We start from the raw sequence: 21,691 nt of genomic DNA, 5'->3' as shown, positions 1-21,691 counted from the left end.
ATGCTGGCGATGTTCTTTTGGGCTTTTGTTGTAGGGGGGCTTTTATGTGTAGTCGGCCAGCTAATCCTTGATATAGGAAGGGTAACCCCTGGGCATATGCTTTGTACGTTGGTTGTATTGGGGGCAATTCTTGATGGTTTCGGCCTATACGAACCGTTTATGGATTTCGCCGGTGCAGGTGCGTCTGTACCCATTACGAGCTTTGGCAATTCACTTGTCCATGGAGCGATGCAGGAAGCTGAACAGCACGGGCTTGTCGGCGTATTGACAGGCATGTTTGAGGTAACAAGTTCGGGCATTTCAGCTGCGATTGTTTTCGGTTTTATTGGCGCACTTCTATTCAAGCCCAAAGGCTAATTGAAATCTTTCTAAATAGGTACAAACCTATACACTTTTCAGCTTTTTACATACAGTAGTGGTGAAAGCAGAAAAGTGAGGTGACAAACCTATGTGGTGTGGCGGCGGTTACGGATATGGCGGCTACGGCGGTGGCGGCTACGGCGGTGGCGGCTACGGTTCAACGTTTGTGTTAATCGTAGTATTGTTCATCCTTTTGATTATCGTTGGAGCTAGCTTCTATTAAGAATAAAGAAATGGCCTGGTGGGACGTTCCCTCCAGGCCATTTTCTTTTAAAGTATTTTTCACCATTTCATATTGCCTTCATATGATAAGAGTAGCCTATGAAGGAGCGTGACAATTGAATGGATAACGGATTTTTCAAAAACCTTGAAAAAAAGACCGGCGTGAACATGAAGGATATCTTCGACCTTGCCGCGTCCCTGCAAAATGCAAATTTCCAGGATGAACGAACTGTTCGCAGTGTCATCCAGCGGGTTTCCAAAATTGCTAATAAACCAGTGAACCGGGAAACAGAGGATAAAATCGTCCAATCAATTATTAAGGATGGGAAACAACTCGATTTTAATACGATCTCGAATATGCTGAATAAAAAATAGGAAAGAATCCGGCCTCGACTCCCCCAAGGCCGGATTCTTTCATTTTGTCTGCAGTCGTTTGATGCTTCTAATCTGGCCCCGGTGGTTCAGCTCATCCTCCATGACATGGAACCAGCGCCAGTAATTGTTGTATCTTACACCATTCTCCCATTTGCCCTCCTCAAAAAGCCAGCTGTCCTTGCAAACGGAAAGAAGTGCAAGGCTTTTGGTCCGAACATCGGAAAGCACCTCCAGATAATAGTCTAGCGGTTTTCCTTTAATCGTTTCACGCGCTTGTTCCCCAAGGTCGAGCGCAGCTCCCCATATTTGCAATTCCTGTTCGTTCAAGTCCCTGTTTTCAAAGGTAATGACCTGATAAGCAACCTCAATAGCCGCTATATGAAGCAGCAGTGCCCCAATAGAATTGCCCCCCGGGCTCGGCAAATAGTCTAGCTCTTCCTTTGATAAACCTTCTAAATCAGCCAAAGTAACATCCCTAGTATGGCTGAGCATGGATACAAGTTCCCCTATTTTTTCAGTAAACCCTTCAGTTTGTACAATACGATAATCAATCATTCCGCAGCCCCCTTTCAATCAACGCTATCAGAAATTTTTAAAAGAAAAAGGCTGATAATAATTGGATATTCCTGGTATAATAAAAGTGATCATATAAATGGCGCACTGCGATGCAGCTGCGCTTTTTTATATGGAGGGGAGGCAGTCAAATTGGAAATTAAAAGGCCGATATTGGCTGATAGGGAGAAATTGTACCGCTTCTTCAAGGCGGTTATAACCGATACGTTTGAGAAAAATGGCATTAGTGAACTTGTGTACGATATGGAGGAAGAAATAGACACTAAGAAGAAGTATCTTAAAGAGGATTTTGCAAGTGGGGGAGCTGAACGTTACTTCCTGGTTGCTTCAGAGAACGGAATGATTCTTGGTTCAATTGAATGTGGCCCTGCAAGCAGTTTGATTAATGAACTTACCAAGGGGGTATTACAGGAGCTGGTTGAGGTCGGAACCATTTTTGTTCATCCCGATTATCAGGGCAAGGGGATAGGAAATAAGCTGCTGGCCGCCATGGCTGGTCATTTGTTGGAGGAAGGTATAGATGAATATTGCCTCGACAGCGGGTATCTAAGTTCCCAGGTTATCTGGAAAAACAAGTTCGGTTCCCCTGATTATTGGCTAAAGGATTATTGGGGAAAAGGACAGGATCATATGATTTGGAAGATTTCGATTCAGTAAGGAGTGGTCCAGTGTCTCAAATTGAAATAATGCAGAAAAGGAAGTCAATCCGGACATTTAGTGCCGATGAGCTGCCGGATGAGCTTGTCCAGAGTATACGGGAATACCTCGGAAGGAATAAGAGCATTGCTGGTCCTTTAGGCAGAGAAGGCAAGGCAGAATTTGTCCGGGTAACCAACAATGAAACGGATAAAGGGCTGAAGGTTGGAACATATGGATTTATCAAAAATCCGCGCGCCTATCTTGTTGGAATTTGTGCAAATGAAAAAGATTCACTAATTGATTTTGGATATGGCTTTCATAAATTGGTCCTGCATGTATGCAGCCTGGGATTGGGGACATGCTGGATGGGCGGGACTTTCACTAGACACTCATTTGAGCGGGAGCTGTCAATTCCTTCAGGCTCTTTCATTCCTTGTGTTACACCAATTGGCTATCCAAAAGAGAACCGGCGTTTGTTTGATAAAGCGGTAAGGGCAGTTGTTAAATCAGATAACAAAAAGCCATGGGATAAACTCTTTTTTGACACAAGTTTTGAAATTCCATTGATACAGGAAAACGCCGGCTCATTTGAAACACCAATTGAAATGGTCAGGCTTGGGCCTTCTGCATCCAACAAACAGCCGTGGAGGCTTGTTGTAACGGATGACCGGAGAACATGCCATTTTTTTATTGAATATACGCCAAACTATAGCGCGTCACTAGGCTATAACATGCAGCTGCTTGATATTGGAATCGCCATGTGCCAGTTTGAGCTTGCGTGCGAAGAGCTCGGGATAAAGGGAAGCTGGGCGAAAGTGAATCCTGGGTTGGAAGTTCCCAATGTGCACACGGAGTACATTGCGAGCTGGGTGATGTAAAAGCTCAAAACATTTTCGGGATGAATTATCTACAGAATGTCGATTTTTGATAACTGCTGGTTTTTTTGTAAGGATGAGTAGTGAGTCTCTTAGTATTGCTAATTTTTTCAGTTGATTGACTAGTAAGTCTCCGAGTGCTGCTAGTGAAAAGTGACTGATTAATGCATTTGAGTAGTAATAAAGTGTAGCCTTCGATATATAGTCATTCTAGTACTACTCAGAGTACTGCTAATTTTTTCAGTGGAATGACTAGTGAGTCTCTGAGTATTGCTAGTGAAAAGTGACCAATATATACATTCAGGTAGTAATAAAGTGTAGCCTCCGATAAATAGTCATTCTAGTACTACTCAGAGTACTACTAATTTTTTCAGTGGAATGACTAGTGAGTCTCCGAGTATTGCTAGTGATAAGTGACCAATATATACATTCAAGTAGTAATAAAGTGTAGCCTTCGATATATAGTCATTCTAGTACTACTCAGAGTACTGCTAATTTTTTCAGTGGAATGACTAGTGAGTCTCTGAGTATTGCTAGTGATAAGTTACCAATATATACATTCAGTAGTAATAAAGTGTAGCCTCCGATATATAGTCATTCTAGTACTACTCAGAGTACTACTAATTTTTTCAGCGGAATGACTAGTGAGTCTCAGAGTACTACTAGTGAAAAGTGACTGATTAAGGGACTGGAGTGGTAATAAAATGTAGCCTTCAGGAGTCCTGCTGATGATACTGCATTGATATACATTAAGAACCATTAACAAAAAGAAAAAAAACGCCGCTGATAGGCTGTATCAGCGGCCGAAAAGGTCCTAACGGATGTACAAGGCGAATGGTCAAGTCCATCTGATGGCTCTTTTATTATATCTTCAAATCCTTCTTAATCGGTGTCAAGAATCTAGTCGGATTAGCACTCCGGTTCCGGCGCATTGATGGAACCGAAATATACAGCCGCTCCATTGCCCGGGTGATGGCGACATAAAAGAGCCGCCTTTCCTCTTCCAGTGGAGCCGGGTCGCCGTTGCGAAGGCTGTCCAATGCATAATCATGGGGCAAACTTCCATCGACGGCGCCAATAATATACACCGTCTTGTATTCTAGGCCTTTGGCACGGTGGATTGTGCTTAAAGTAATCGAACTTGTAAAATGCTTGCTGAGGCTCTTGATTTCCCTGTTCATTGCCGCCATGTGGTCTGCATGCTCAAGTAAAGCATGGATACTGGAGAAACTTCTCGCAGCAACCTTTAGGTCCTTGATATCATCTGAACCTTTTTCAAGCTTATTGCCTTCGCTGCCCCGCTTCTTCAGATAGTCCAGGTAGCCAAGGTCTTTTTCAATCCGTTCAATTGCAGTGAAGGGGGAAATGCCCTTCATCGCTTTAATAGCAGTTACAGCGGTTTGGAGCTTCTTCATTTGAAACGCATGAGCGGTTTTTACTTTTCCAAGTGCTTCAAGTGCGCTGCAATCGTCAAGGATGCTGGCCGCTTTAATGTCTGTCAGCACCTCCTGCTTTAAAAACAGGGCAGGAAGGACTGAGGCGACTGCCTCAATGTCATCCTCATCGATGGCAAGCCGCAGGAATCCCAGTACGGTTTTGACAGTCCGCCGTTCATAAAAGGACTCTGCATCCTGCTCAATCCGAAAAGGAAGGTTGGAGGAGGCGAGCCTTTCAAAAATTGCCCGCGAACCGGCATGGGTCCTATACAGGACTGCAAACTCACTTGGATCAGCACCCTCAGCAATTTTCTCCTGGATATCGGTCACTATCATCGTTGCTTCTTCTTCCTCGTCGTGAGGAAAGAAGACGACTGGCGGAAGGCCCGCTGACATATTGGCCGCCATTTCTTTTCTTCGCCTCTTTTTATTGTAGGAAATAATCCGGTTTGCGGCAGCGACGATTTCATTGGAGGAGCGGTAATTCTGGCTGAGCAGGACGAGCCGTGTGCCCGGAAAGTCATTCTCAAAGTTAAGCAAAAACTCCGGGGAGCTGCCGCGGAATGAATAGATGGTCTGGTCATCATCGCCAACCGCACAAACATTTTTGGATTGAGCTGACAGCATCCTGATTAATTCGTACTGTACTTTGTTGATATCCTGGAACTCGTCAATCAAGAAATAATGGAAGCGGTTCTGGTACATTCCGAGTATATCGGGATTTGTCCGGAACAACTCATAACAGCCGGTCAGCATGTCATCAAAATCAAACAAACCGTGTTGCTGCTTGAAATTTTCATAGTGTTCATAAAGGAGAAGTGCTGTTTCTTCCCAGTCGGACTCAGCCTTTACATCCTTTGGTGAAAGGAGGGAGTTTTTCCAAAAGCCGATTTGCTGCAAGGCAAGGTCATAGGCATACTCCTTCTCGGAAAAACCAAGTTCCCTGCCGGCATCCTTAACAATTTTTTCACGCTGCCATTCTTTTTTCAAAAGCTTGTCCTGCCGCCATTTCGCACCATCTGAATGCATGAGGATGCGGTAAAAAATGCTGTGGAATGTACCGGAAACAAGTTTTGAAAGCAAATTGCTTTTCATGTTCGGATAGCGGAGCAGCCGCGATTTCATCTCCTGGGCAGCCTTTGTTGTAAAAGTGACCAGCATAATTTCTGAAGGATCAATGTCGGCAACGTCAATCATGTAGGCCGTCCTTGCTGTTAATACGCGCGTTTTCCCGCTGCCAGCTCCCGCTAGAACAAGGATTGGACCTTCTGTTTGTGTAACAGCAGCCGCCTGATTGCCATCAAGCGTGAACCCTTCCGTTTCTAGAAGTTTTATGTAGTCGGGAGGGTTATCAAGTATTGGCATGGCCGACGCACTCGCTCTGCTGCTGATTGCCAAAGCCTGTGCAGCCTGAAATGCAGAGTTGGCAACAGCCCCGCCGATTGGTCGGCCTTTAGGCAGCTTGAAGCCCTGAACCTCACCAGCATTCAAAGGTTCCGGTTGAGAGGGAGCCTCCGCGCATTTTTTGTCAGGATTATATATATGATAAAAATGCGGTTCCTTTTCTATTCCAAGATAGAGGCGAACCGGTTCGCGGCAGGAAGGGCACGATAATTCGCCATTCCGGCCGGAAAGATAATAATGTTGGTAACGGTCTCGTCCAACTGTATCCAGATGGATCGCTGAGTTTTGATAAAGAGCTGATTTCATTGCAATTCCCCATATCTAGTAAAAAGTACACAAATTCTATCATACCAGAGAAAAGGGACTCCCGAAAGTTTCGAATTTCCCAGATTTAGTTCACTAAGATTGGAATAGCAGGAAAATTTTAAAAACAAAAAGGGACCTTGAATAGATTAATCGCAGGTGGGCGAAAGGAGAATAATCTAATAAAACCGATAGTAGAAAAATGCTGAATTTTAAAAACTGCATCCTACGTGTGAAGGAATAGTTTTATTTGCGAGATAAGCCCGAGAAAATAAAAGCCCCGCCAGCACAATCTGGGCGGAGCTTGTTTGATTATATTTTTTTAACCATTGTTTTATGGGGGATTCCAGCATCAAGAAATTCCTCGGAAACGACTTCATAGCCGAGCCTCGAATAGAATGGGATTGCATGAACCTGTGCATCCAGCTTCAGCTTTTTTACCCCCTGGGTTTTGGCATACTCCTCAATCTTGTTCATAATCGCTGAACCTGCGCCTGTACCACGGGCGTCTTTTAACACACAAATTCGCTGTACTTTACCGTAATCGTCTATTACTCTGAATCTGCCCGCTCCGACAGGATTTGCTCCGTCATAAAGGACAAAATGGGCGCACGCATCTTCGTACTGATCGATTTCCTCTTCTTCAGGAACGTGTTGTTCCTCAATAAATACGGTTTTTCTGACGGAAAAGGCATCCTGCTTTTCCTTCTCGCTGCTGACTAAAACGACATCCATCTTTTATTCTGCTTCCTTTCCAAACCGGAATGTTTCATAAACGGTCCACTGCCCATTCTCAAGCTGGTAGAGCAAGTGGAAACGATCGACTTCTTCCTCGTGAGTAATTGCCTGCATTTTCAGGTTGCCATATACATCAGAATGTTCGGCATCGGAAAGTTTCTGGCCTATTGTGATATGCGGGACAAATGAATATTCCGTACCAGGAGCTCCGGTGATTTCATTTAAACCTTTATGAAGTGCTTCAATCTTTTCATCTGGTTCTATCTTTAGATAGATTACATTGTTAACTGGATGAAAGGAACTAATCTTGGATGTCCTGATTGTGAATGGTTCGTGCTGCCTTGCAGCATTGCGAAGCTTTCTGGCCAATGTCCCCGCTTCTTCTTCAGTTGCTTCAAACGCATTGACGAGAGTAAGGTGCGGTGCAATCAGGGCATAGTGGGGGTCATACCGTTTTCGGTATGAATTTACCCAATCCTGAAGCTTTTTTGATGGAAAAAGTGCAACTCCGAATCTCATACGACCTACCTCCAAGATCCATGAAGCCCAAAAAGAGCCCCTGGTATTTGTCTTTCTGAATATTATAGCAAATATGCTCTTGAAAATATAATTTGAAGAAGCGATTTACATAATTTAAATAGTTTTCCCAACATTACGGTTATGTGGGATCAACACTTCATTTATTATCGATTCATTAGGAACGGTGATATACAAGACAAAACGTCTATCTGGACAAACTAAAGAAAGCGGAATATTGACCAAGAGTTGAAAGATTATTTGTTGGGATAGTTTGTAGCGATGCCTTCCCACATTTTTCAAAACAAAGGAATAAATGAAAGCCGATTTTCCCTAATATATTGGAAAATCGGCTTAGTTTTGCTTATCGTTTGTATTTTCATTTAACTCACTCGCCATGGTCCAACTTATCAATTGCAAGGTAAAGTACAACAGAAAGGTTTCTGTGGGGGTTCCCTCTTTCCTATCCATAAAAACTACTCCTTAGAATAGAGATCTCAGCCCGTCGCGAATCCCCGGCTGCCAATATGTCCAAGCATGGCCTCCGTCAATTTCCTTATACATATGATTGATCGACCTCCCGGACAGAGCAGCAGTCAATTCACGGTTAGGAGTCAAGAAATCGGCTATTCTTCCGTTCGGAAGCTTTGCCTTATCTTCTTCCTGTCCAATTGTATGATAGATATCGAGTGTAAATTGATCATTGAACTCTTTGGCAGCCTGAAGGACCCTGTCATTAACATAAGGAGATTGCATCATGACTTTGCCAAATGTGTGCGGATAAGCAAGTGCTGCCATTAACGAAACGGTGCCAGCAAGTGAATCGCCGCCGAGTGCCCTGGTCGAGCCCATTTGCAGGGTCGGAAACTCTCTGTCAAGATAAGGAACAAGCTCGTGGGCGAGGAAGCGAATGTACGCACTATTTTTCTCACCATCCGGGTGATATTTACTGCGCCGATCTTCCACATTCTTATAGGGAATGCCAACAATAATAAGATTTTCAATTTCCTTTTTTGCTAAAAGTTCATCGGCCATTCTTCCAATTCTGCCTAGTCGGAAATAATCGTGGCCATCCTGGACAATCAGCAAGGAATATTTGTAGAGGTGTGAAAAGGAGGCTGGCAAATGGACCAGTATCTGCACATCCTCACCTAATGCAGCGCTTTTAATTACCAAATCCTGAACTGTGCCACGTGGGTATTCCATTAGATTTTCCTCCGCCTATTTAGTAGCATCGGCTAACCTTTGTCGCGTAAGGTTGGCCCATAACACTCGCATTTTACCATAGGATTGTTGAAAAAGCAGTTCCAAAAGATTCACAATAATATGAGATTTTCAATGTTATAATAGTGTTATTGTTTTAAAGAACGGAGGAACCTAGATTGACTAGAGTAAATAGCAGGGTTGTAACTGAAGCGGCACGCAACTTTTTACTAGAACGCGGTGTTTCAATTGAATCGATTGCAGCAATCGTTTTTGAAATGCAAGTTCCATATCACGATGGACTTACCATTGCCGAGTGCATGGATAGTGTCGAAAAAGTATTATTAAAACGGGAAATTCAGCATGCCATCCTTGTCGGTGTCGAACTGGACAGGCTTGCTGAGCAAAAAAAGCTGTCAGAACCTCTTCAATCAATAATTGAGGGAGATGAAGGGCTGTTCGGAATAGACGAAACGATTGCGTTTGGAGCCACTCTCGGCTATGGGAGCATTGCAGTCACTACCTTTGGCCATCTTGATAAAAATAAAATCGGGATCATTAAAGAGCTTGACACTGGAACCGGAGTGCATACATTCCTTGATGATATAGTTGCCTCAATTGCAGCCACGGCAGCATCAAGGCTCGCTCATCGTAAGCGTGACTGGGAAGAGGCCCAGGAAGAACTCGAAGCAGATTTAATCGTGTAGCAAGGGGGGACGGTTCTGGTTTGCCGATGCAGACCAGAACCGTCCCTCTTTACAGTTGCAGATATTCTGAAAATGCATTATATTCCACATAAAGTCATTTTTTCTACCAAAATGAAACAGGGGCAGGGGGATACAAATACGGATGGACAAGCTGACTGAAGTTTCCCGTTATATTCATGATCATGCAAAGCAACTGGCCGAAAGGGTAGTAACATTTAACTTGGATAAACTTGACTTTGAGGTGCCCGAGGAAATTATAACGAAATCAATTTCCTACCAGCAGGACTTCCTTGAATTCATATCAAAGGCAATTACGTTTGAAGATGAAGAACAGGTAGCGAAGGGCTTCATGGAATGGAACAATGCACATGCACAGCACGAAGAAACAGTCCTGCTGGATAAAGTTTCGAGCCTGATCAAGCCATATCCTGAAATCAGAATGCTTCTTGCAGAAATAATGTACGAAATTAGCCGGGAAAACGGGCTGTCCCTTGAAGAGTTTAAAACGATTACAACGAGGCTGAATTATTCGCTTGATATAAGCCTGACTGAATCGATTATTTTTTATGAAGAGTACCGCTCCACAATTGCTGCCAAAAACAGAAAAGAATTCCTGGAGTTGTCGGCACCGATTGTTCCTGTACAAAACGGCCTGGCTGTTCTGCCGCTGATAGGGACAATTGATTCCGAGCGAGCAGAACATTTAATGAACAATGTGATTCCAAAATTCCCCAGGCTTGAAGTAAATGAACTCATTCTTGATTTTTCAGGGGTAGCGAATATCGATATAGATGCAGCTGGTCATGTCTTTAATATCCATAAGGTTCTTGATTTACTGGGGATAAAAGTCATTATCACCGGCTTAAGGCCTCAGCTTGCAACCGACATTATTTCAAGGGGAATCAATTTCAATTCATTAAGGACATTCTCAACTGTCCAGCAGGCGCTTATCGAGTTCAATAAACAAGATTAAAAGGGACTATGGCCGGGTCTTCCAGCCATGGTCCCTTTTCATTTAATTAGACCAATAGATCCTTATTTTCATCCTTGCCAAGAACGTGATGTGCATAGGAGCATTGGGCATTGATTTTTTTATCTTCAGCACGTGCGTACTCGGCGATCTTGTTAACAAGTTCCTTGCCCAGGCCTTTTCCGCCATGTGCCTCATCTACAACCGTGTGGGTGACCGTTATGATGTCCTTGCCTTGTTCATCAGGTCCTTGGGGTACATATTCAATCCTGGCGATTTTCTCGCCGCCTTCCTCAATATAAAACTCATTGTTACCCTTTTTGATTTCTGCCATCGTAAACAACTCCCTTCTTTTGATTAACGTACCCTATTTTCTTTACAAATTAACGTTACCATAATGTCTCCGATTATCGCATCTTTGACCGTTAAGAAATGTAAATTTATAGTGGCACATATGCTCTTCTCAAACAAAAAAAGCCCTGCAATCGAGCAGGGCCCATTCTCTCTATTTAGCTTGCACGCTTAGGCTTTTCAGGCCTGGCTGACAGGATATTTTCAAGTTTAAATGTTCTCATCTTTCCGCGCAGAAGACAATAGGCGTAGACTTCATTGCCTTTTACTGCTCGGATGATCATCTTCCGCTGTGTGAGCTCATTTTTCTTAGACAGGTAAATTACTTCAAGAGGCATATTATCTTCCATGGAACGGAGCAGCATTCCATTCATACCCAACACCTTCTTTCTATTCCTATTATACACGAACAAATGTTCTTTATTCGTCTTTTCTGCCTGGAAAAATGAATTTTTTCAACCGCAGAACAGTAACATTTGTAACTGAGTTGACAATGATTTGAATGATACGCATCAGTTCCAAATTAAGTTTCTGAAAACACATATCAGCCACCCTGCTGGAAAAGCTAAGGCAAAAGAGGATGGTGAAAAATGTGAAAAATTATTTCTTGATCTTTACCCTGGCCTTCTCATTGTTTTCCATCGCTGGCTGTGGCAATGATGAACGGCCGAAGGAAGACGAACAAATCGAGGACGTCGAGGAAGAAGACGAAATTAGTGATGGGGAAGTCGATGATGAATAAACGAAAGGAGTGTCGGGGCACTCCTTTTAGTTATTTTTATACAAAAAGATGGTAAGGTTGTCCTTTTTATCAAGTGTTCCTAGAAGGACATCTTCCACATTTACACCGTACATCTCCGCAAGCCTCGCTATAATCCAATCTTTATCCCGCCTGCTTTGTTTTATTTCTTCACTATTTAGATATCCTTCCTTAATAATCGTCCTCGGCAAATCAAATGGTTCCGTTTCAATCTGGGTTTGGGATGGGGTAAGCGGCTGATGCTTCGGATCAATAAAAAAGGATATTTTCCCGTCTGCTTCCCAAAGCGATAAGGCTACTTTCTTGATAGAGTCGATTTGGCGTTCACGCATCTCTTCGAGCAGCACATCCAGAGAAATTCTCGCCTTCTTCATACCTGAATAAATAATTTCGCCGTTCTCTACAATTGTGATAGGTGCATTGTTGACCAACGTCCGAAATCGGGGGGAGTTGAGTATGCCGAAGATTCCCAAGAGATAGAGGATGACGAGTACAATTGTCGTGATCATTGCCCCTTTCATGCCAAGGCCAGGATCAGAAAGAGGATGAGCGATGATATCACCAATGACGAGGGCAATCACAAAGTCCAGCAGCCTTAATTGGGAAATGGCACGCTGCCCCAACACCTTGGCAATGATGATTAAAAAAAGGAAGCCAGTTGCTGCCCGAAGCACCCATTGGAGAGCCGTAAGAGTTTCCTGGCCGTGTAAAAATTCCATAAACCACACATCCTTCACTTTGATGCTTACACTAGCATTTCCTAGTTCAGTGGCATTCAAACAGCCTTAACCAATGACTAGGATAAACGGAATGATTGGCCAATAGAATAGAATGGGTATGGGGGAGGAGAGGTGAGGATGGTGAAAAGCTGCAATCGGACAAACGATATTGTTGCGGGGGCTGACATCAGGATGCGTGCTTGGACTTTTTCTTAAAGCAGCTCAGGGATTTACGGGTACAAACGTATATGTCCTGCTTTTAAACGTCGACTATATTCCAATACTTAATCGTATAGCATTTCCTGAGTCGGTGGAGTTTGGCTTTCATTTGTTTATATCCATCCTAATCAGCGTAATTCTTGGAGCGAGACCCCACAGCAAGGCGTTTTATATTTTTGCTGGAATGGTGATTGGTGTAGTTTTATATCCGACGACATTACTGTCTAACCGAACACCAGGATTATTGGATTTCAAGGCAATGTTTTATTGGCTAGTGGGCCATGCGCTTTATGGGTATGTGTTAAGCATTTTTTATACAAAAACTAAACACGAGGCTGCCTAGATGAAGGCGGCTTTTTATGTGCCTGTATAGGCAGGAAGGAGGAGTTTTGTGCGTTAAAATAAGTCGTGAATAGGAAAATCCCCCTATTGTGATAAGTGTTTTAAGTTATTAAAATACTAAATGTAGTATAAAAATACATAATTTTGAGTGGTTATACAAAATGGGGAGGTAAGTTCATGAAAAAGAAGAAGGTTGTGGCCAGTTTGCTGACTGCAAGTTTGCTGGCAGCAGTGCCTTTTAGCGCTCCGCTTGCTAGCCCGGTCAAATGGGTGAATGTCAATGTAAATGAGGAGCAGGATGGAAGTAAATTTAACAACGAAAACTATGATTTTATGAAATTCTCTGAGGTTGGCAAAAAGCTAGATGAAATTTCAAAACTGTCTAACCGTGTAAAGGTTGAGGTGAAGGGAGTATCCTCAAAAGGATACCCATTGTATGTTGTTACGATTGCAGATCCGGAAGCCCAGGGGAAGTTTGGGAAAATCCAGGCACTAAGGAAGCAAATGTTCAAGAACCCTCAAAAGGCACAGGATTGGATTGCTGGAAATCCCGACTTTAAGGTTCCTGTTATGATAAATGGTTCCATCCACGGGACAGAGTTTGTCGGCACCGATGCAGTTATGCAGCTGATTGAACGGTTCGCAACCAAAAATGATTCGGTAACAAAAGATATACTGGCCAACAATATTTTAATCTTCAACGTTGTCCAGAATCCGGACGGGCGTGTAGATGCAACCCGATTTAACGGTGAAGGCATCGACTTGAACCGCGATTTCATTACTCAGTCTCAGCCGGAAACGAAAGAAACCGTGGCACTGTTGAAAGAATGGAATCCAATGGTTTTCCTCGATACCCATGGCTATGTGAAAAATTATGGGCCAGGCTTGCAGGGGTTGATTGAACCATGTACACCTCCACATAACCCGAACTATGAATATGATTTGTATCAAAAGTGGGCGTTCGGACAGGCCGAGGCTATGGAAGCCGAAATCCTCTCCAATAAATCCGAGTACAGCGGTAATCTGTACAAAGGTATGGAGGGCGTCTATATTCCTCAGCGTGATGATGCGGCAGGCTGGGATGACTACCCGCCAATTTTTACGCCAATGTATGCGATGTATCACGGTGCCTATGGACACACTCTCGAAGCACCAACCAATGATGAAGATGGAGTCCGCTGGATGTACGACGCAATCATGGGTGCTCTGGAATTTGCAACTGAAAACAAACAGGAAATGATTGCCGACCAAATCGAAATGTTTAAGCGCGGAATCAACTTTGACCATCCATATCATGAAGACGGGCATTTTCCGAATGCCTACATCCTCCCGGTCGATGAAAAGGATCCGACTGTAACTGAAAAAGCAGTTCAGCACTTGATTAACAACGACATTGAAGTTGTAAAAGCATCCAAGCCATTTACAGCAGGCGGCCAGTCCTATCAGAAAGGAACGTACATCGTCCAGATGGACCAGGCAAAAGCGGGTCTTGCCAATACGATGCTTTGGGATGGAGAAGATATTTCCAATGACACTACAGCCATGTACGACATCTCAGCGTGGAGCCTGCCGGAGCTATGGGGCTTTGCAGCCGATCCGGTCCATGAGAAGGTAACTGTTGTGTCTTCAAAGGTTCACAATGTTGGAAGCCAGGGAGCGGTTACAGGGAAAGGGCCTTTCCTTATTCCTAATAGCTCAGTGAAGGCCGTAAAACTTGTCAACGACTTGTTAAAGCAAGGTGTCGACATTAAGCGTGATCCAAAAGGTAATTTCTATGCCAATGCCCCATCAAACAAGGTTTCTGCTGCAGTCAAGGAATCAGGCATTCAGATTGGCTCGGCCAGCATCCCTGCTGATGCAGAAACAATCGAAAATCTGAAAGTGGCAATCCTCAAGGATGGCGGAATGGGCAAAGCACAGTCACATTCAGGGACCAAACTATCTTTGAAGCGTCTTGGTTTTGATGTAAGCGAAGTGACTCCTGTCGAGGTTTCGGAATCAGGGCTTGATCGGTTCGATGCATTTGTCTACAGCGGCACGGAAAGCTTAATTTCCACAAACCTAAGTACAGCCAACAAAGAATTTGGCTTTGAGAATCCAGGCCAGCTCGATGCGTTTAAAGCGAACCTTAACAGCTTCCTGGACAATGGCGGAAAATACATTGCAGTCGGTGCAGGTGCCTCACGGGCAACCAAGACGCTTGGATTGACCGATAACACTGTCACTACCGGCGGTGGCAACAGTAACGGGATCGTGAAGGTCGACTATCAAGGTACTGGGCTGACAGCGGGATACGGCCAAGACGATATTGGCTTTGTTTACCGTCCAGCCTGGTATACGGTGTCAGGTAATGACGAAGTTGCGGCCACCTTTGATAACAGCCAAGACTTCTTCTTAGCAGGACACTGGAGGAATCGCCCTGAAGTGTCAGGCCTGCCTGTTGTCGTAAAAGAGGAACATAAGGATGTAACCTTGATTGGACTTGAAGCTGGCTTCCGTGACCATACCGATTACCTATTCAGACTGCTTTCAAATGCAATTTTTACAAAGTAAAAACAAAAGCGTAAGCGCCTTCGTGACAGGCAAAGAACGCCTGTCCCTGCGATGAATATTCTAGGGAGCTTTCCTTAGTGGTCATCGCCGTACAAACTGGAGGGGCTTCGACTGAGATAAAGGAATCACGAAGAGCGAAGCTTCTACTTGCATCACATCATGAAAAAACATCTTCGAAAGAGCTACTTGGGCTTTGCGACGAGCTGAAGATATGCTTCCATGAATATGCTATGGCGCAGGAGCACCTAAGCGATTCGATGATGACTTATCGTAGGGAGGAGACCTGAAGTTTACTAGGCGATAGGCGCTGGAGCTAGACGTAGAACAAAAGCCTGGCAGCTTCAACCTTGCTGCCAGGCTTTTTGCGTCAACGGGCCATCACCGCTATACTTGGAAGGGAGTATGGATTTAGGAGGAAAGACACTATGCATAATGCAGAATATTGGATAGAAAAGCTGGAGCTAGAACCCCATCCGGAAGGGGGCTTTTTCAAGCAAACCTTCAAATCAGAAGAACTGCTGGACGGGAAAAAGACGTTATACACAAGCATTTATTTTTTGCTCAGAGCGGGCGATATCTCCCACCTTCATCGATTGAAGTCTGATGAGCTGTGGTATTTTCATGCGGGAAATGCATTGGCTGTACATATGATTCATGAAAATGGCGAATATGAAGAAGCGCGGCTTGGCCTGGATTTGGAAAATGGCGGAGTGCCCCAGGTTGCTGTGCCGAAGAACACGATTTTTGGCTCATCGCTTCTTGGGGAAGAGGGGTTTGCACTGGTGGGCTGCATGGTCGCTCCAGGCTTTGAGTTTGAAGAATTCGAGCTATTTACACAGGACGAACTGTTAAAGGACTATCCTCAGCATAAGAGCATTATCGAAAAAATTGCTTATGAAAAGCTCCCTGTGTAATGACTGCTGCTGATTTGAAGGCAATCCCATGGCAAATATCTGATTTTGAGATTTTGAGGTATAAAGACAAGCTTTATAAAGTGCACACAGCGATCCAGAAAAAAGGGAAGTAAAGCAGCACCGCTTCATTATTAAGGCAACACTGAAATAGCGTGACAAAAAAGGATACAGTCAGTGCACCAGAGTGCCGGCTGTATCCTTGAATTTTATCTTTTACTTAGAGATGGCACTATCAGCCTCTAGCCAGGACTGTGACCAATTCTCTATTTCCTTCATAAGCGGTTCCAGTGCCCGCCCTTTTTCTGTCAATGAGTACTCAATCCGGACGGGAGTTTCAGGAAATACTTCACGTTTGATAATTCCCTCCGCCTCCAGATCCTTTAACCGTTCAGAAAGAACCCTGCCGCTTATGCCAATAGTAGATTCTATGTTACAAAAGCGCTGCGGCCCATTCAGAAGCTGGTATATGACCAATCCTGTCCATCTTTGGCTCAGTAAACCCATAGCTTTCTCAAAACGCGGGCAAACTTGTTTAGGGTTCATATCATCACTCCTTTTTATTATTATACCCTTATTTAAAAAATAATTAAATATTTAAATGAAACTAATTTACTTGACATAGGTAAATTGTATTAATATAATTACTTACATAAAGTAAGCTAGTAACGGTGAGTTGCTGAAAAGTAATCAGCTTCTTATCGTCATTAAAATAGGTGGTGCAAAGATGGGTCTATTTGACAAATTATTTGGTAAACAACCAAAGGAGGAAACAACTATGACAACAGAAAAACTCAACATCGGTATTATTCTTGGAAGCACACGCGAAGGCCGTGTAAGCCCACAGGTTGGCGCATGGGTGAAGGAAATCGCTGATAAGCGCGGCGATGCAAACTATGAAATCGTTGATATTGCAGACTTCAAACTGCCTTTCCTTGGCGAAGCAGATGCTCCTGGAATCGCAGCTTGGAACGAAAAGCTTGCTAGTCTTGATGGCTTTGTATTCATCGTTCAGGAATACAACCACAGCATCACTGGCGCATTGAAAAATGCTCTAGACCTTGCTCGTGAAGCTTGGAACAACAAAGCGGCTGGTATCGTAAGCTATGGTTCTACTGGCGGTGCGCGTGCAGCTGAACATCTTCGTGGTATCATGGGTGAATTGATGATTGCGGACGTACGTACACATCCAACCCTGTCTTTGTTCACTGACTTCGAAAATGGCAGTGTATTCAAGCCAGCTGAGCTTCACCTTGAAAATGTAAACTTGATGCTTGACCAAGTAACTTCTTGGAGCAAAGCGTTAAAAACAGTACGCTAAAACTCTGGCTGTCCCTTAATGGGGCAGCCTTTTTAATTCTATATACGCTACAGACCTAGAGCTGTCTTGAAGTAATTTTTATAAAAACCCTCCATATGAGCCACTCCATAAACTGGTGGTACGGATAATAGGTTGTCTCTTTCATCTGAACCTTTCGGGCTCCAGTATATGTCTTCAACAGATCTAACCTCATCCTGTCTCGAATTTAAATACAGGTGCAAATCCCGCTCTTTAATCAATGAATAATCGTCTGTCTACTTCTTTGGACTCTTAAAATTCTTCAACCGAAATTCCAGTGTAATCAATCCAATCCCTATCCAAAAGAAACTTTGTTCGGATTTTGCGCCTCCTTCAGCTAAACTTAAAATTTTCCCAATATGCTCATACGGAAATTATTGAAGAAAGTTTCCGAAAATTTAAAACCGGATGGTATAATTAGGGAAATATTGAAGGAAGGATGAAAAGATGAATTCGTGGAAGAATCCGATACTTTTGTTATCGGGAATAGGGGTCTCGTTTCTGGGCAGCTGGATTTACTTAATTGCATTGAACGTTTCAATCCTCGAAATAACGGGATCGGCAGCAGCCGTTGCAGGGCTTTATATTATGCGCCCAATCGCTGCATTGCTTACCAACACATGGTCAGGAAGCGTAATTGACCGGGCAAATAAACGGAAACTAATGATACTTGTAGATGTTGTTCGAGGTTTTCTTGTTCTCCTCATACCTTTTACAGATTCGCTATGGTTTATTTATTTCCTTCTGCTTCTTACCCATTTAGCTGGGGCATTTTTTGGCCCGGCATCTTCTGTTTACATAACAAAGCTTGTTCCTGAGGAAAATAGGAAACGGTTCAATTCCATCATGACAATGTCAAGCTCCGGTGCTTTCCTTCTCGGCCCGGCAGTTGCAGGTTTCTTAATTATGAATTGGGGTACGGACTTATGTATTTTCATCAATGCGATTTCGTTTTTTGTTTGTGCACTTCTTATTTATTTTCTTCCTGATGTTGATGAAAAGAAAGAGGAGGCTCGTGAACCAATAACATTGAAAACACTCGTTTCCGACTGGAAAGCAGTAAGTACCTTTGTGAAGACAGCCAAGTTTTTTATCCTTGTTTATCTTTTGTTCCAGACTGCCACATTAATTGGCTTTGCCCTCGATCCGCAAGAGGTAACGTTTATCAAGGAGGTATTGAACCTATCCACCCGGGATTACGGCCTCATTGTGAGTATAACGGGTGTAGGGGCTTTGGCAGGTTCGTTTACAGCTGCGCTTGTAGCAAAGAAAGTTTCACTTAAGCTCTATTTGGGTGGTGGGCTGCTTCTCACCTCTATTGGCTATATAGCGTTTTATTCGTCGTTTAATTTTATTACGGCAACAATAGCTTTTGTGCTTTTGGGCTTTTTCATGGCATTTGCAACAACTGGCTATGCAACCTTTTTCCAGAATCATGTTCCGGTTGAACTGATGGGCAGATTTGCAAGCCTTGCCGAAATGGCCCAGGGTATTATTCAAATTGGATTGACGTTACTGGTAGGATTTTTGGCAGAAATGATTTCAATCCAGCTTGTCTGTATTTCTTTTGCGACAGCAGCAGCACTGATTTCAAGTATGCTCGTTGTAACGGTTATAAGGCCGTCGAAGGCCGTCTTTTTTCAGGAAAAAACAACCGGGGCTATTGCCGAAGGACACTAATCAAAATAAAAATGGGAGGCTCCATTATAAAAGGGGCCTCCCATTTATTAAAATTAAATTGAGCACCTCGTGACAAGTAAAATCGGCTTATCCTTTTCAAGGAACCTCTCCTTTTTGCAGAGGAAAATACTATGACTTAAGTTTAGGTTGTTGTTATAAACTTTGTGCTAATAGAATAGACATAGCTTTGGTATTTGGTTGATTGGAGCGGAAGGTGCGAGCTCGTTCGAAAATGCAAAAAACGCATTTTCTCCTGCGATGCTTTTTCAGGAAGATTGTTCAACGTCCTGCGGGACAAGCGGGACAGGTGAGACCCCGCAGTCGCTTTAGCGACGAGGAGGCTCACCGCACGCCCCGCGGAAAGCGAGCATCCTGGAGCGGAATCTCTACTACAAAATACAACATTCTTTTAGAAATCAGCCTAAGATTAATAAATAGTCACTCTTTTTTCACAAGCTTCTGCACATCTGCGGCATTGACATGTAAAAAAACATTGATGACAAAGAAAAGAACTGAAAGAACCAATACATTAGGAAAAATCATCAACAGGAACATTAATGAATCATTACCGAGAAGCAATAGCGATAAAGCGAGCATGAATAACGGCAGAGAAATGTTATAAAGCCAGAAATGGAGCTTTGCCAAAAGGGTTTCGCCGGCTTTTGGAAAAAGAACATAAATAAGTCCGAATAATCCCATCGACGCCCAGCCAACCAGGTTAATGTGAGCATGTGCCCCCATGAGCCTGTGGTCCCCGGCCATTTCCATCCCGAGTCCCATACAAACCCCAACGAGGAAATACACGGAAGCAACCTTAAGAAAGAGTGTCCCCAACCTCATTTCCTATCACCCCTTTAATTTCATAATATTGTCACAGTTTATATATACGGTGGCTGTTTCAATATTATGAATGGGCAAAACGGCACAATGAAAAAAGTCCCGCTTCAGGGGGACTTTTCACGTAAGTTATTTACTTAACCAATCCAATAAACTGCGTACCGGACTTTCACGGCGTGGTGCCTGCTCGGTTTCCCGCGCCAGTGTAAGTGCCTTGTTCATGTCTATCATACCGCTGCCAAATTGGGCATCTTTTCCCTTTGTTCCTAAATCAATTGCGGATCGCTGCATGACTCTTATGACCTCTCGATTGGAGAGTTTTGGATTCTCGGAACGAATAAGGCCTGCGAGCCCGGCGACATGCGGGGCGGCCATTGAAGTCCCTGAAAGTGCTGCATATCGGTTAAGGAAATATGTGCTCGGGATGTAGACGCCAGGAGCAGCTATATCCACATAGGTTCCGTAATTTGAAAACTCTGCACGCACACCCTCATGGTCAACGGCGGAAACAGCCAGTACTTGGGGATAGGAGGCAGGATAGGTAGGCTGGCGTGAATTATCATTTCCCGCCGCCGCAACCAGAACGACATCCTTCCTGTAAGCATAATCAATGGCTTCTTTTAATACTCTGGAGGGCTGGTAATTGCCAAGGCTCATATTAATGACCTGTGCTCCATGATCCACTGCCCAGTAAATACCCTTGGCAATATCAAAGGTTGTTCCGTAGCCTTCCTTTCCCATTGCTTTAATAGGCATGATTTTATTGTACCAGGTAATGCCCGCTACACCTTCACCATTGTTCGTTTCCGATGCAATAATACCCGCCACATGCGTGCCATGGCCGTTATCATCATCGGGATCATTGTTATCGGAGAGAACGTTGTAGCCGCGAACCAGCCGATTTTTTAAGTCAGGATGATCCAGGTCGACGCCTGTATCGATAAGAGCAATCGTCACGTCCTCTGAGCCGCGCGATATAGACCAGCCTTTTTCCGCACCAATGACAGGTAAATTCCACTGATACTGCTCCCTATAAAACACGTCGTTTGGAATTGGGATATCGTTTTGCATAAGAAAGTATTTTGGTTCTGCAAACTCAATGTCGTTTCTTTTTGCAAAATAGGTTAATAATTCTCTTGTTTCCATGGTTCGGGACTTAAAGATATAAGTCGAATTAAGTTTCTTAAGGAGGATTCCGTTAATATCTTCCTTGATTTGACCAAGCTTTTGTTGTGAAGGCTCGGACAGGAAATCGACTACGACTTCATCGTGGACATAATGGCTGGCATCCTTTTCATTGTGGTAAATCAGTGCGATCTCAGGATCTTTTTCTAATAAGATTCTGGTCTGGCCGCCATTCCACACATTGTCAAATTCCGTAATCCGGAGTTGATGGCCATCACGTTCCCGTAGGAGCCGCAGCCCATCAGTGGTCTCTTGAATGCGTGACATCTCATTTTGTTCAGGCTCCCCATCATCCAGGAAATAGGCACCTGCAGCAAATAGCCCAACGGCGATGATTCCACTTGCAACGATATATTTATTGACCATGGTAAAATTCACCCCATTTTCTATATATGTATAGGGTGCTTGCTAAAACCGGGATTTAATGAAGGAAATTGATGGAAACCATAGTATTGCTTGCAGGCAGCGTGGATA

24 protein-coding genes are annotated in these 21,691 nt (G+C 43.7%); 13 read left to right on the top strand and 11 right to left on the bottom strand.

The window, feature by feature from the left end; genetic code table 11:
* The 3 genes from spoVAE to A8F94_RS17365 all read left to right on the top strand — a co-directional run bounded on the left by spoVAE (position 1) and on the right by A8F94_RS17365 (position 957).
* Complete coding sequence (spoVAE, locus tag A8F94_RS17370; protein WP_066203146.1) at positions 1-357, top strand: stage V sporulation protein AE; 357 nt, start codon at positions 1-3, stop codon at positions 355-357.
* 91 nt (positions 358-448) lie between these two features.
* Entirely contained in the window at positions 449-583 is a 135-nt protein-coding gene (locus A8F94_RS25130) for a YjcZ family sporulation protein (protein WP_077247797.1), read from the top strand.
* A gap of 119 nt (positions 584-702) precedes the next feature.
* Entirely contained in the window at positions 703-957 is a 255-nt protein-coding gene (locus tag A8F94_RS17365) for a stage VI sporulation protein F (protein WP_066203143.1), read from the top strand.
* 39 nt (positions 958-996) lie between these two features.
* Here A8F94_RS17365 and A8F94_RS17360 read toward each other — a convergent pair whose 3' ends face one another.
* Positions 997-1,512, bottom strand: coding sequence for a DinB family protein (locus A8F94_RS17360; RefSeq protein WP_066203140.1), 516 nt, complete (start codon positions 1,510-1,512; stop codon positions 997-999).
* A gap of 150 nt (positions 1,513-1,662) precedes the next feature.
* On the opposite strand from A8F94_RS17360, the gene A8F94_RS17355 reads away from it, so the two are divergent.
* Both A8F94_RS17355 and A8F94_RS17350 read left to right on the top strand, forming a co-directional pair.
* Positions 1,663-2,187 carry a GNAT family N-acetyltransferase gene (locus tag A8F94_RS17355; protein ID WP_066203138.1) on the top strand — a complete coding sequence of 175 codons (525 nt, stop codon included), beginning with the start codon at positions 1,663-1,665 and terminating at the stop codon, positions 2,185-2,187.
* An 11-nt stretch (positions 2,188-2,198) separates the two neighbouring features.
* Complete coding sequence (locus A8F94_RS17350; protein WP_254660889.1) at positions 2,199-3,047, top strand: nitroreductase family protein; 849 nt, start codon at positions 2,199-2,201, stop codon at positions 3,045-3,047.
* A gap of 860 nt (positions 3,048-3,907) precedes the next feature.
* Here A8F94_RS17350 and A8F94_RS17345 read toward each other — a convergent pair.
* From A8F94_RS17345 to A8F94_RS17330, 4 genes are all read right to left on the bottom strand, one after another.
* Positions 3,908-6,190 carry a UvrD-helicase domain-containing protein gene (locus tag A8F94_RS17345; RefSeq protein WP_066203132.1) on the bottom strand — a complete coding sequence of 761 codons (2,283 nt, stop codon included), beginning with the start codon at positions 6,188-6,190 and terminating at the stop codon, positions 3,908-3,910.
* Positions 6,191-6,499: 309 nt separating this feature from the next.
* Positions 6,500-6,922 (bottom strand): GNAT family N-acetyltransferase, encoded by a 423-nt coding sequence (locus tag A8F94_RS17340; protein WP_066203130.1) that lies wholly within the window; start codon positions 6,920-6,922, stop codon positions 6,500-6,502.
* Positions 6,923-6,925: 3 nt separating this feature from the next.
* Positions 6,926-7,444 (bottom strand): YjcG family protein, encoded by a 519-nt coding sequence (locus A8F94_RS17335; RefSeq protein WP_066203129.1) that lies wholly within the window; start codon positions 7,442-7,444, stop codon positions 6,926-6,928.
* A 480-nt stretch (positions 7,445-7,924) separates the two neighbouring features.
* Positions 7,925-8,647 (bottom strand): alpha/beta hydrolase, encoded by a 723-nt coding sequence (locus tag A8F94_RS17330; protein WP_066203125.1) that lies wholly within the window; start codon positions 8,645-8,647, stop codon positions 7,925-7,927.
* Positions 8,648-8,823: 176 nt separating this feature from the next.
* Between A8F94_RS17330 and A8F94_RS17325 the strand changes: the two genes are divergently transcribed.
* Both A8F94_RS17325 and A8F94_RS17320 read left to right on the top strand, forming a co-directional pair.
* Positions 8,824-9,351, top strand: coding sequence for a phosphatidylglycerophosphatase A family protein (locus A8F94_RS17325; protein WP_066203123.1), 528 nt, complete (start codon positions 8,824-8,826; stop codon positions 9,349-9,351).
* A gap of 142 nt (positions 9,352-9,493) precedes the next feature.
* Complete coding sequence (locus A8F94_RS17320; protein WP_066203121.1) at positions 9,494-10,324, top strand: STAS domain-containing protein; 831 nt, start codon at positions 9,494-9,496, stop codon at positions 10,322-10,324.
* A gap of 46 nt (positions 10,325-10,370) precedes the next feature.
* Here the strand turns inward: A8F94_RS17320 and A8F94_RS17315 are convergent, their stop codons facing one another.
* Together A8F94_RS17315 and A8F94_RS17310 are read right to left on the bottom strand one after the other, a co-directional pair.
* Positions 10,371-10,655 (bottom strand): GNAT family N-acetyltransferase, encoded by a 285-nt coding sequence (locus A8F94_RS17315; RefSeq protein WP_066203119.1) that lies wholly within the window; start codon positions 10,653-10,655, stop codon positions 10,371-10,373.
* Positions 10,656-10,830: 175 nt separating this feature from the next.
* Complete coding sequence (locus A8F94_RS17310; protein WP_066203118.1) at positions 10,831-11,046, bottom strand: hypothetical protein; 216 nt, start codon at positions 11,044-11,046, stop codon at positions 10,831-10,833.
* A 218-nt stretch (positions 11,047-11,264) separates the two neighbouring features.
* On the opposite strand from A8F94_RS17310, the gene A8F94_RS25860 reads away from it, so the two are divergent.
* Complete coding sequence (locus A8F94_RS25860) at positions 11,265-11,414, top strand: hypothetical protein (RefSeq protein ID WP_175384446.1); 150 nt, start codon at positions 11,265-11,267, stop codon at positions 11,412-11,414.
* A gap of 26 nt (positions 11,415-11,440) precedes the next feature.
* Here the strand turns inward: A8F94_RS25860 and A8F94_RS17305 are convergent, their stop codons facing one another.
* Entirely contained in the window at positions 11,441-12,151 is a 711-nt protein-coding gene (locus A8F94_RS17305; protein WP_066203115.1) for a DUF421 domain-containing protein, read from the bottom strand.
* Between the two features lie 196 nt (positions 12,152-12,347).
* Here A8F94_RS17305 and A8F94_RS17300 point away from each other — a divergent pair, with 196 nt between their 5' ends.
* The 3 genes from A8F94_RS17300 (at position 12,348) to A8F94_RS17285 (ending at position 16,179) form a co-directional block, all read left to right on the top strand.
* Positions 12,348-12,713 carry a hypothetical protein gene (locus A8F94_RS17300; protein ID WP_077247796.1) on the top strand — a complete coding sequence of 122 codons (366 nt, stop codon included), beginning with the start codon at positions 12,348-12,350 and terminating at the stop codon, positions 12,711-12,713.
* A gap of 176 nt (positions 12,714-12,889) precedes the next feature.
* The gene (locus A8F94_RS17295) at positions 12,890-15,265 is read left to right on the top strand and encodes a M14 family zinc carboxypeptidase (RefSeq protein WP_066203111.1); all 2,376 of its coding nucleotides are present in this window, start codon (positions 12,890-12,892) and stop codon (positions 15,263-15,265) included.
* A gap of 425 nt (positions 15,266-15,690) precedes the next feature.
* Positions 15,691-16,179, top strand: coding sequence for a cupin domain-containing protein (locus A8F94_RS17285; RefSeq protein ID WP_066203105.1), 489 nt, complete (start codon positions 15,691-15,693; stop codon positions 16,177-16,179).
* A gap of 213 nt (positions 16,180-16,392) precedes the next feature.
* On the opposite strand, the gene A8F94_RS17280 is transcribed toward A8F94_RS17285, so the two are convergent.
* Complete coding sequence (locus tag A8F94_RS17280; RefSeq protein ID WP_066203103.1) at positions 16,393-16,722, bottom strand: winged helix-turn-helix transcriptional regulator; 330 nt, start codon at positions 16,720-16,722, stop codon at positions 16,393-16,395.
* Positions 16,723-16,903: 181 nt separating this feature from the next.
* Here A8F94_RS17280 and A8F94_RS17275 point away from each other — a divergent pair, with 181 nt between their 5' ends.
* Together A8F94_RS17275 and A8F94_RS17270 are read left to right on the top strand one after the other, a co-directional pair.
* Positions 16,904-17,497, top strand: coding sequence for an NADPH-dependent FMN reductase (locus A8F94_RS17275; protein WP_066203100.1), 594 nt, complete (start codon positions 16,904-16,906; stop codon positions 17,495-17,497).
* Positions 17,498-17,962: 465 nt separating this feature from the next.
* A complete protein-coding gene (locus A8F94_RS17270; protein WP_066203098.1) occupies positions 17,963-19,195 on the top strand; it encodes an MFS transporter in 1,233 nt (410 codons plus the stop codon).
* Positions 19,196-19,633: 438 nt separating this feature from the next.
* Here A8F94_RS17270 and A8F94_RS17265 read toward each other — a convergent pair whose 3' ends face one another.
* Both A8F94_RS17265 and A8F94_RS17260 read right to left on the bottom strand, forming a co-directional pair.
* Positions 19,634-20,035, bottom strand: coding sequence for a cytochrome-c oxidase (locus A8F94_RS17265; protein ID WP_066203095.1), 402 nt, complete (start codon positions 20,033-20,035; stop codon positions 19,634-19,636).
* A 126-nt stretch (positions 20,036-20,161) separates the two neighbouring features.
* Positions 20,162-21,583 (bottom strand): S8 family peptidase, encoded by a 1,422-nt coding sequence (locus A8F94_RS17260; RefSeq protein WP_066203092.1) that lies wholly within the window; start codon positions 21,581-21,583, stop codon positions 20,162-20,164.
* Between the last annotated feature and the right edge of the window lie 108 nt (positions 21,584-21,691).

Origin of the sequence: Bacillus sp. FJAT-27225 (assembly GCF_001685025.1) — a bacterium.
Taxonomy (GTDB): domain Bacteria; phylum Bacillota; class Bacilli; order Bacillales; family Cytobacillaceae; genus Bacillus_D.
The sequence above is the reverse complement of the archived record's forward strand: the minus strand, read 5'-3'. Positions and strand labels throughout refer to the sequence as shown.

Bases quoted from the DNA above. Each gene is read 5' to 3' on its own strand.
- spoVAE (WP_066203146.1), top strand. From the start codon at position 1: ATGCTGGCGATGTTCTTTTGGGCTTTTGTTGTAGGGGGGCTTTTATGT.
- A8F94_RS25130 (WP_077247797.1), top strand. From the start codon at position 449: ATGTGGTGTGGCGGCGGTTACGGATATGGCGGCTACGGCGGTGGCGGC.
- A8F94_RS17365 (WP_066203143.1), top strand. From the start codon at position 703: ATGGATAACGGATTTTTCAAAAACCTTGAAAAAAAGACCGGCGTGAAC.
- A8F94_RS17360 (WP_066203140.1), bottom strand. From the start codon at position 1,512: ATGATTGATTATCGTATTGTACAAACTGAAGGGTTTACTGAAAAAATA.
- A8F94_RS17345 (WP_066203132.1), bottom strand. From the start codon at position 6,190: ATGAAATCAGCTCTTTATCAAAACTCAGCGATCCATCTGGATACAGTT.
- A8F94_RS17340 (WP_066203130.1), bottom strand. From the start codon at position 6,922: ATGGATGTCGTTTTAGTCAGCAGCGAGAAGGAAAAGCAGGATGCCTTT.
- A8F94_RS17335 (WP_066203129.1), bottom strand. From the start codon at position 7,444: ATGAGATTCGGAGTTGCACTTTTTCCATCAAAAAAGCTTCAGGATTGG.
- A8F94_RS17330 (WP_066203125.1), bottom strand. From the start codon at position 8,647: ATGGAATACCCACGTGGCACAGTTCAGGATTTGGTAATTAAAAGCGCT.
- A8F94_RS17320 (WP_066203121.1), top strand. From the start codon at position 9,494: ATGGACAAGCTGACTGAAGTTTCCCGTTATATTCATGATCATGCAAAG.
- A8F94_RS17315 (WP_066203119.1), bottom strand. From the start codon at position 10,655: ATGGCAGAAATCAAAAAGGGTAACAATGAGTTTTATATTGAGGAAGGC.
- A8F94_RS17310 (WP_066203118.1), bottom strand. From the start codon at position 11,046: ATGAATGGAATGCTGCTCCGTTCCATGGAAGATAATATGCCTCTTGAA.
- A8F94_RS17305 (WP_066203115.1), bottom strand. From the start codon at position 12,151: ATGGAATTTTTACACGGCCAGGAAACTCTTACGGCTCTCCAATGGGTG.
- A8F94_RS17295 (WP_066203111.1), top strand. From the start codon at position 12,890: ATGAAAAAGAAGAAGGTTGTGGCCAGTTTGCTGACTGCAAGTTTGCTG.
- A8F94_RS17285 (WP_066203105.1), top strand. From the start codon at position 15,691: ATGCATAATGCAGAATATTGGATAGAAAAGCTGGAGCTAGAACCCCAT.
- A8F94_RS17280 (WP_066203103.1), bottom strand. From the start codon at position 16,722: ATGAACCCTAAACAAGTTTGCCCGCGTTTTGAGAAAGCTATGGGTTTA.
- A8F94_RS17275 (WP_066203100.1), top strand. From the start codon at position 16,904: ATGGGTCTATTTGACAAATTATTTGGTAAACAACCAAAGGAGGAAACA.
- A8F94_RS17270 (WP_066203098.1), top strand. From the start codon at position 17,963: ATGAATTCGTGGAAGAATCCGATACTTTTGTTATCGGGAATAGGGGTC.
- A8F94_RS17265 (WP_066203095.1), bottom strand. From the start codon at position 20,035: ATGAGGTTGGGGACACTCTTTCTTAAGGTTGCTTCCGTGTATTTCCTC.
- A8F94_RS17260 (WP_066203092.1), bottom strand. From the start codon at position 21,583: ATGGTCAATAAATATATCGTTGCAAGTGGAATCATCGCCGTTGGGCTA.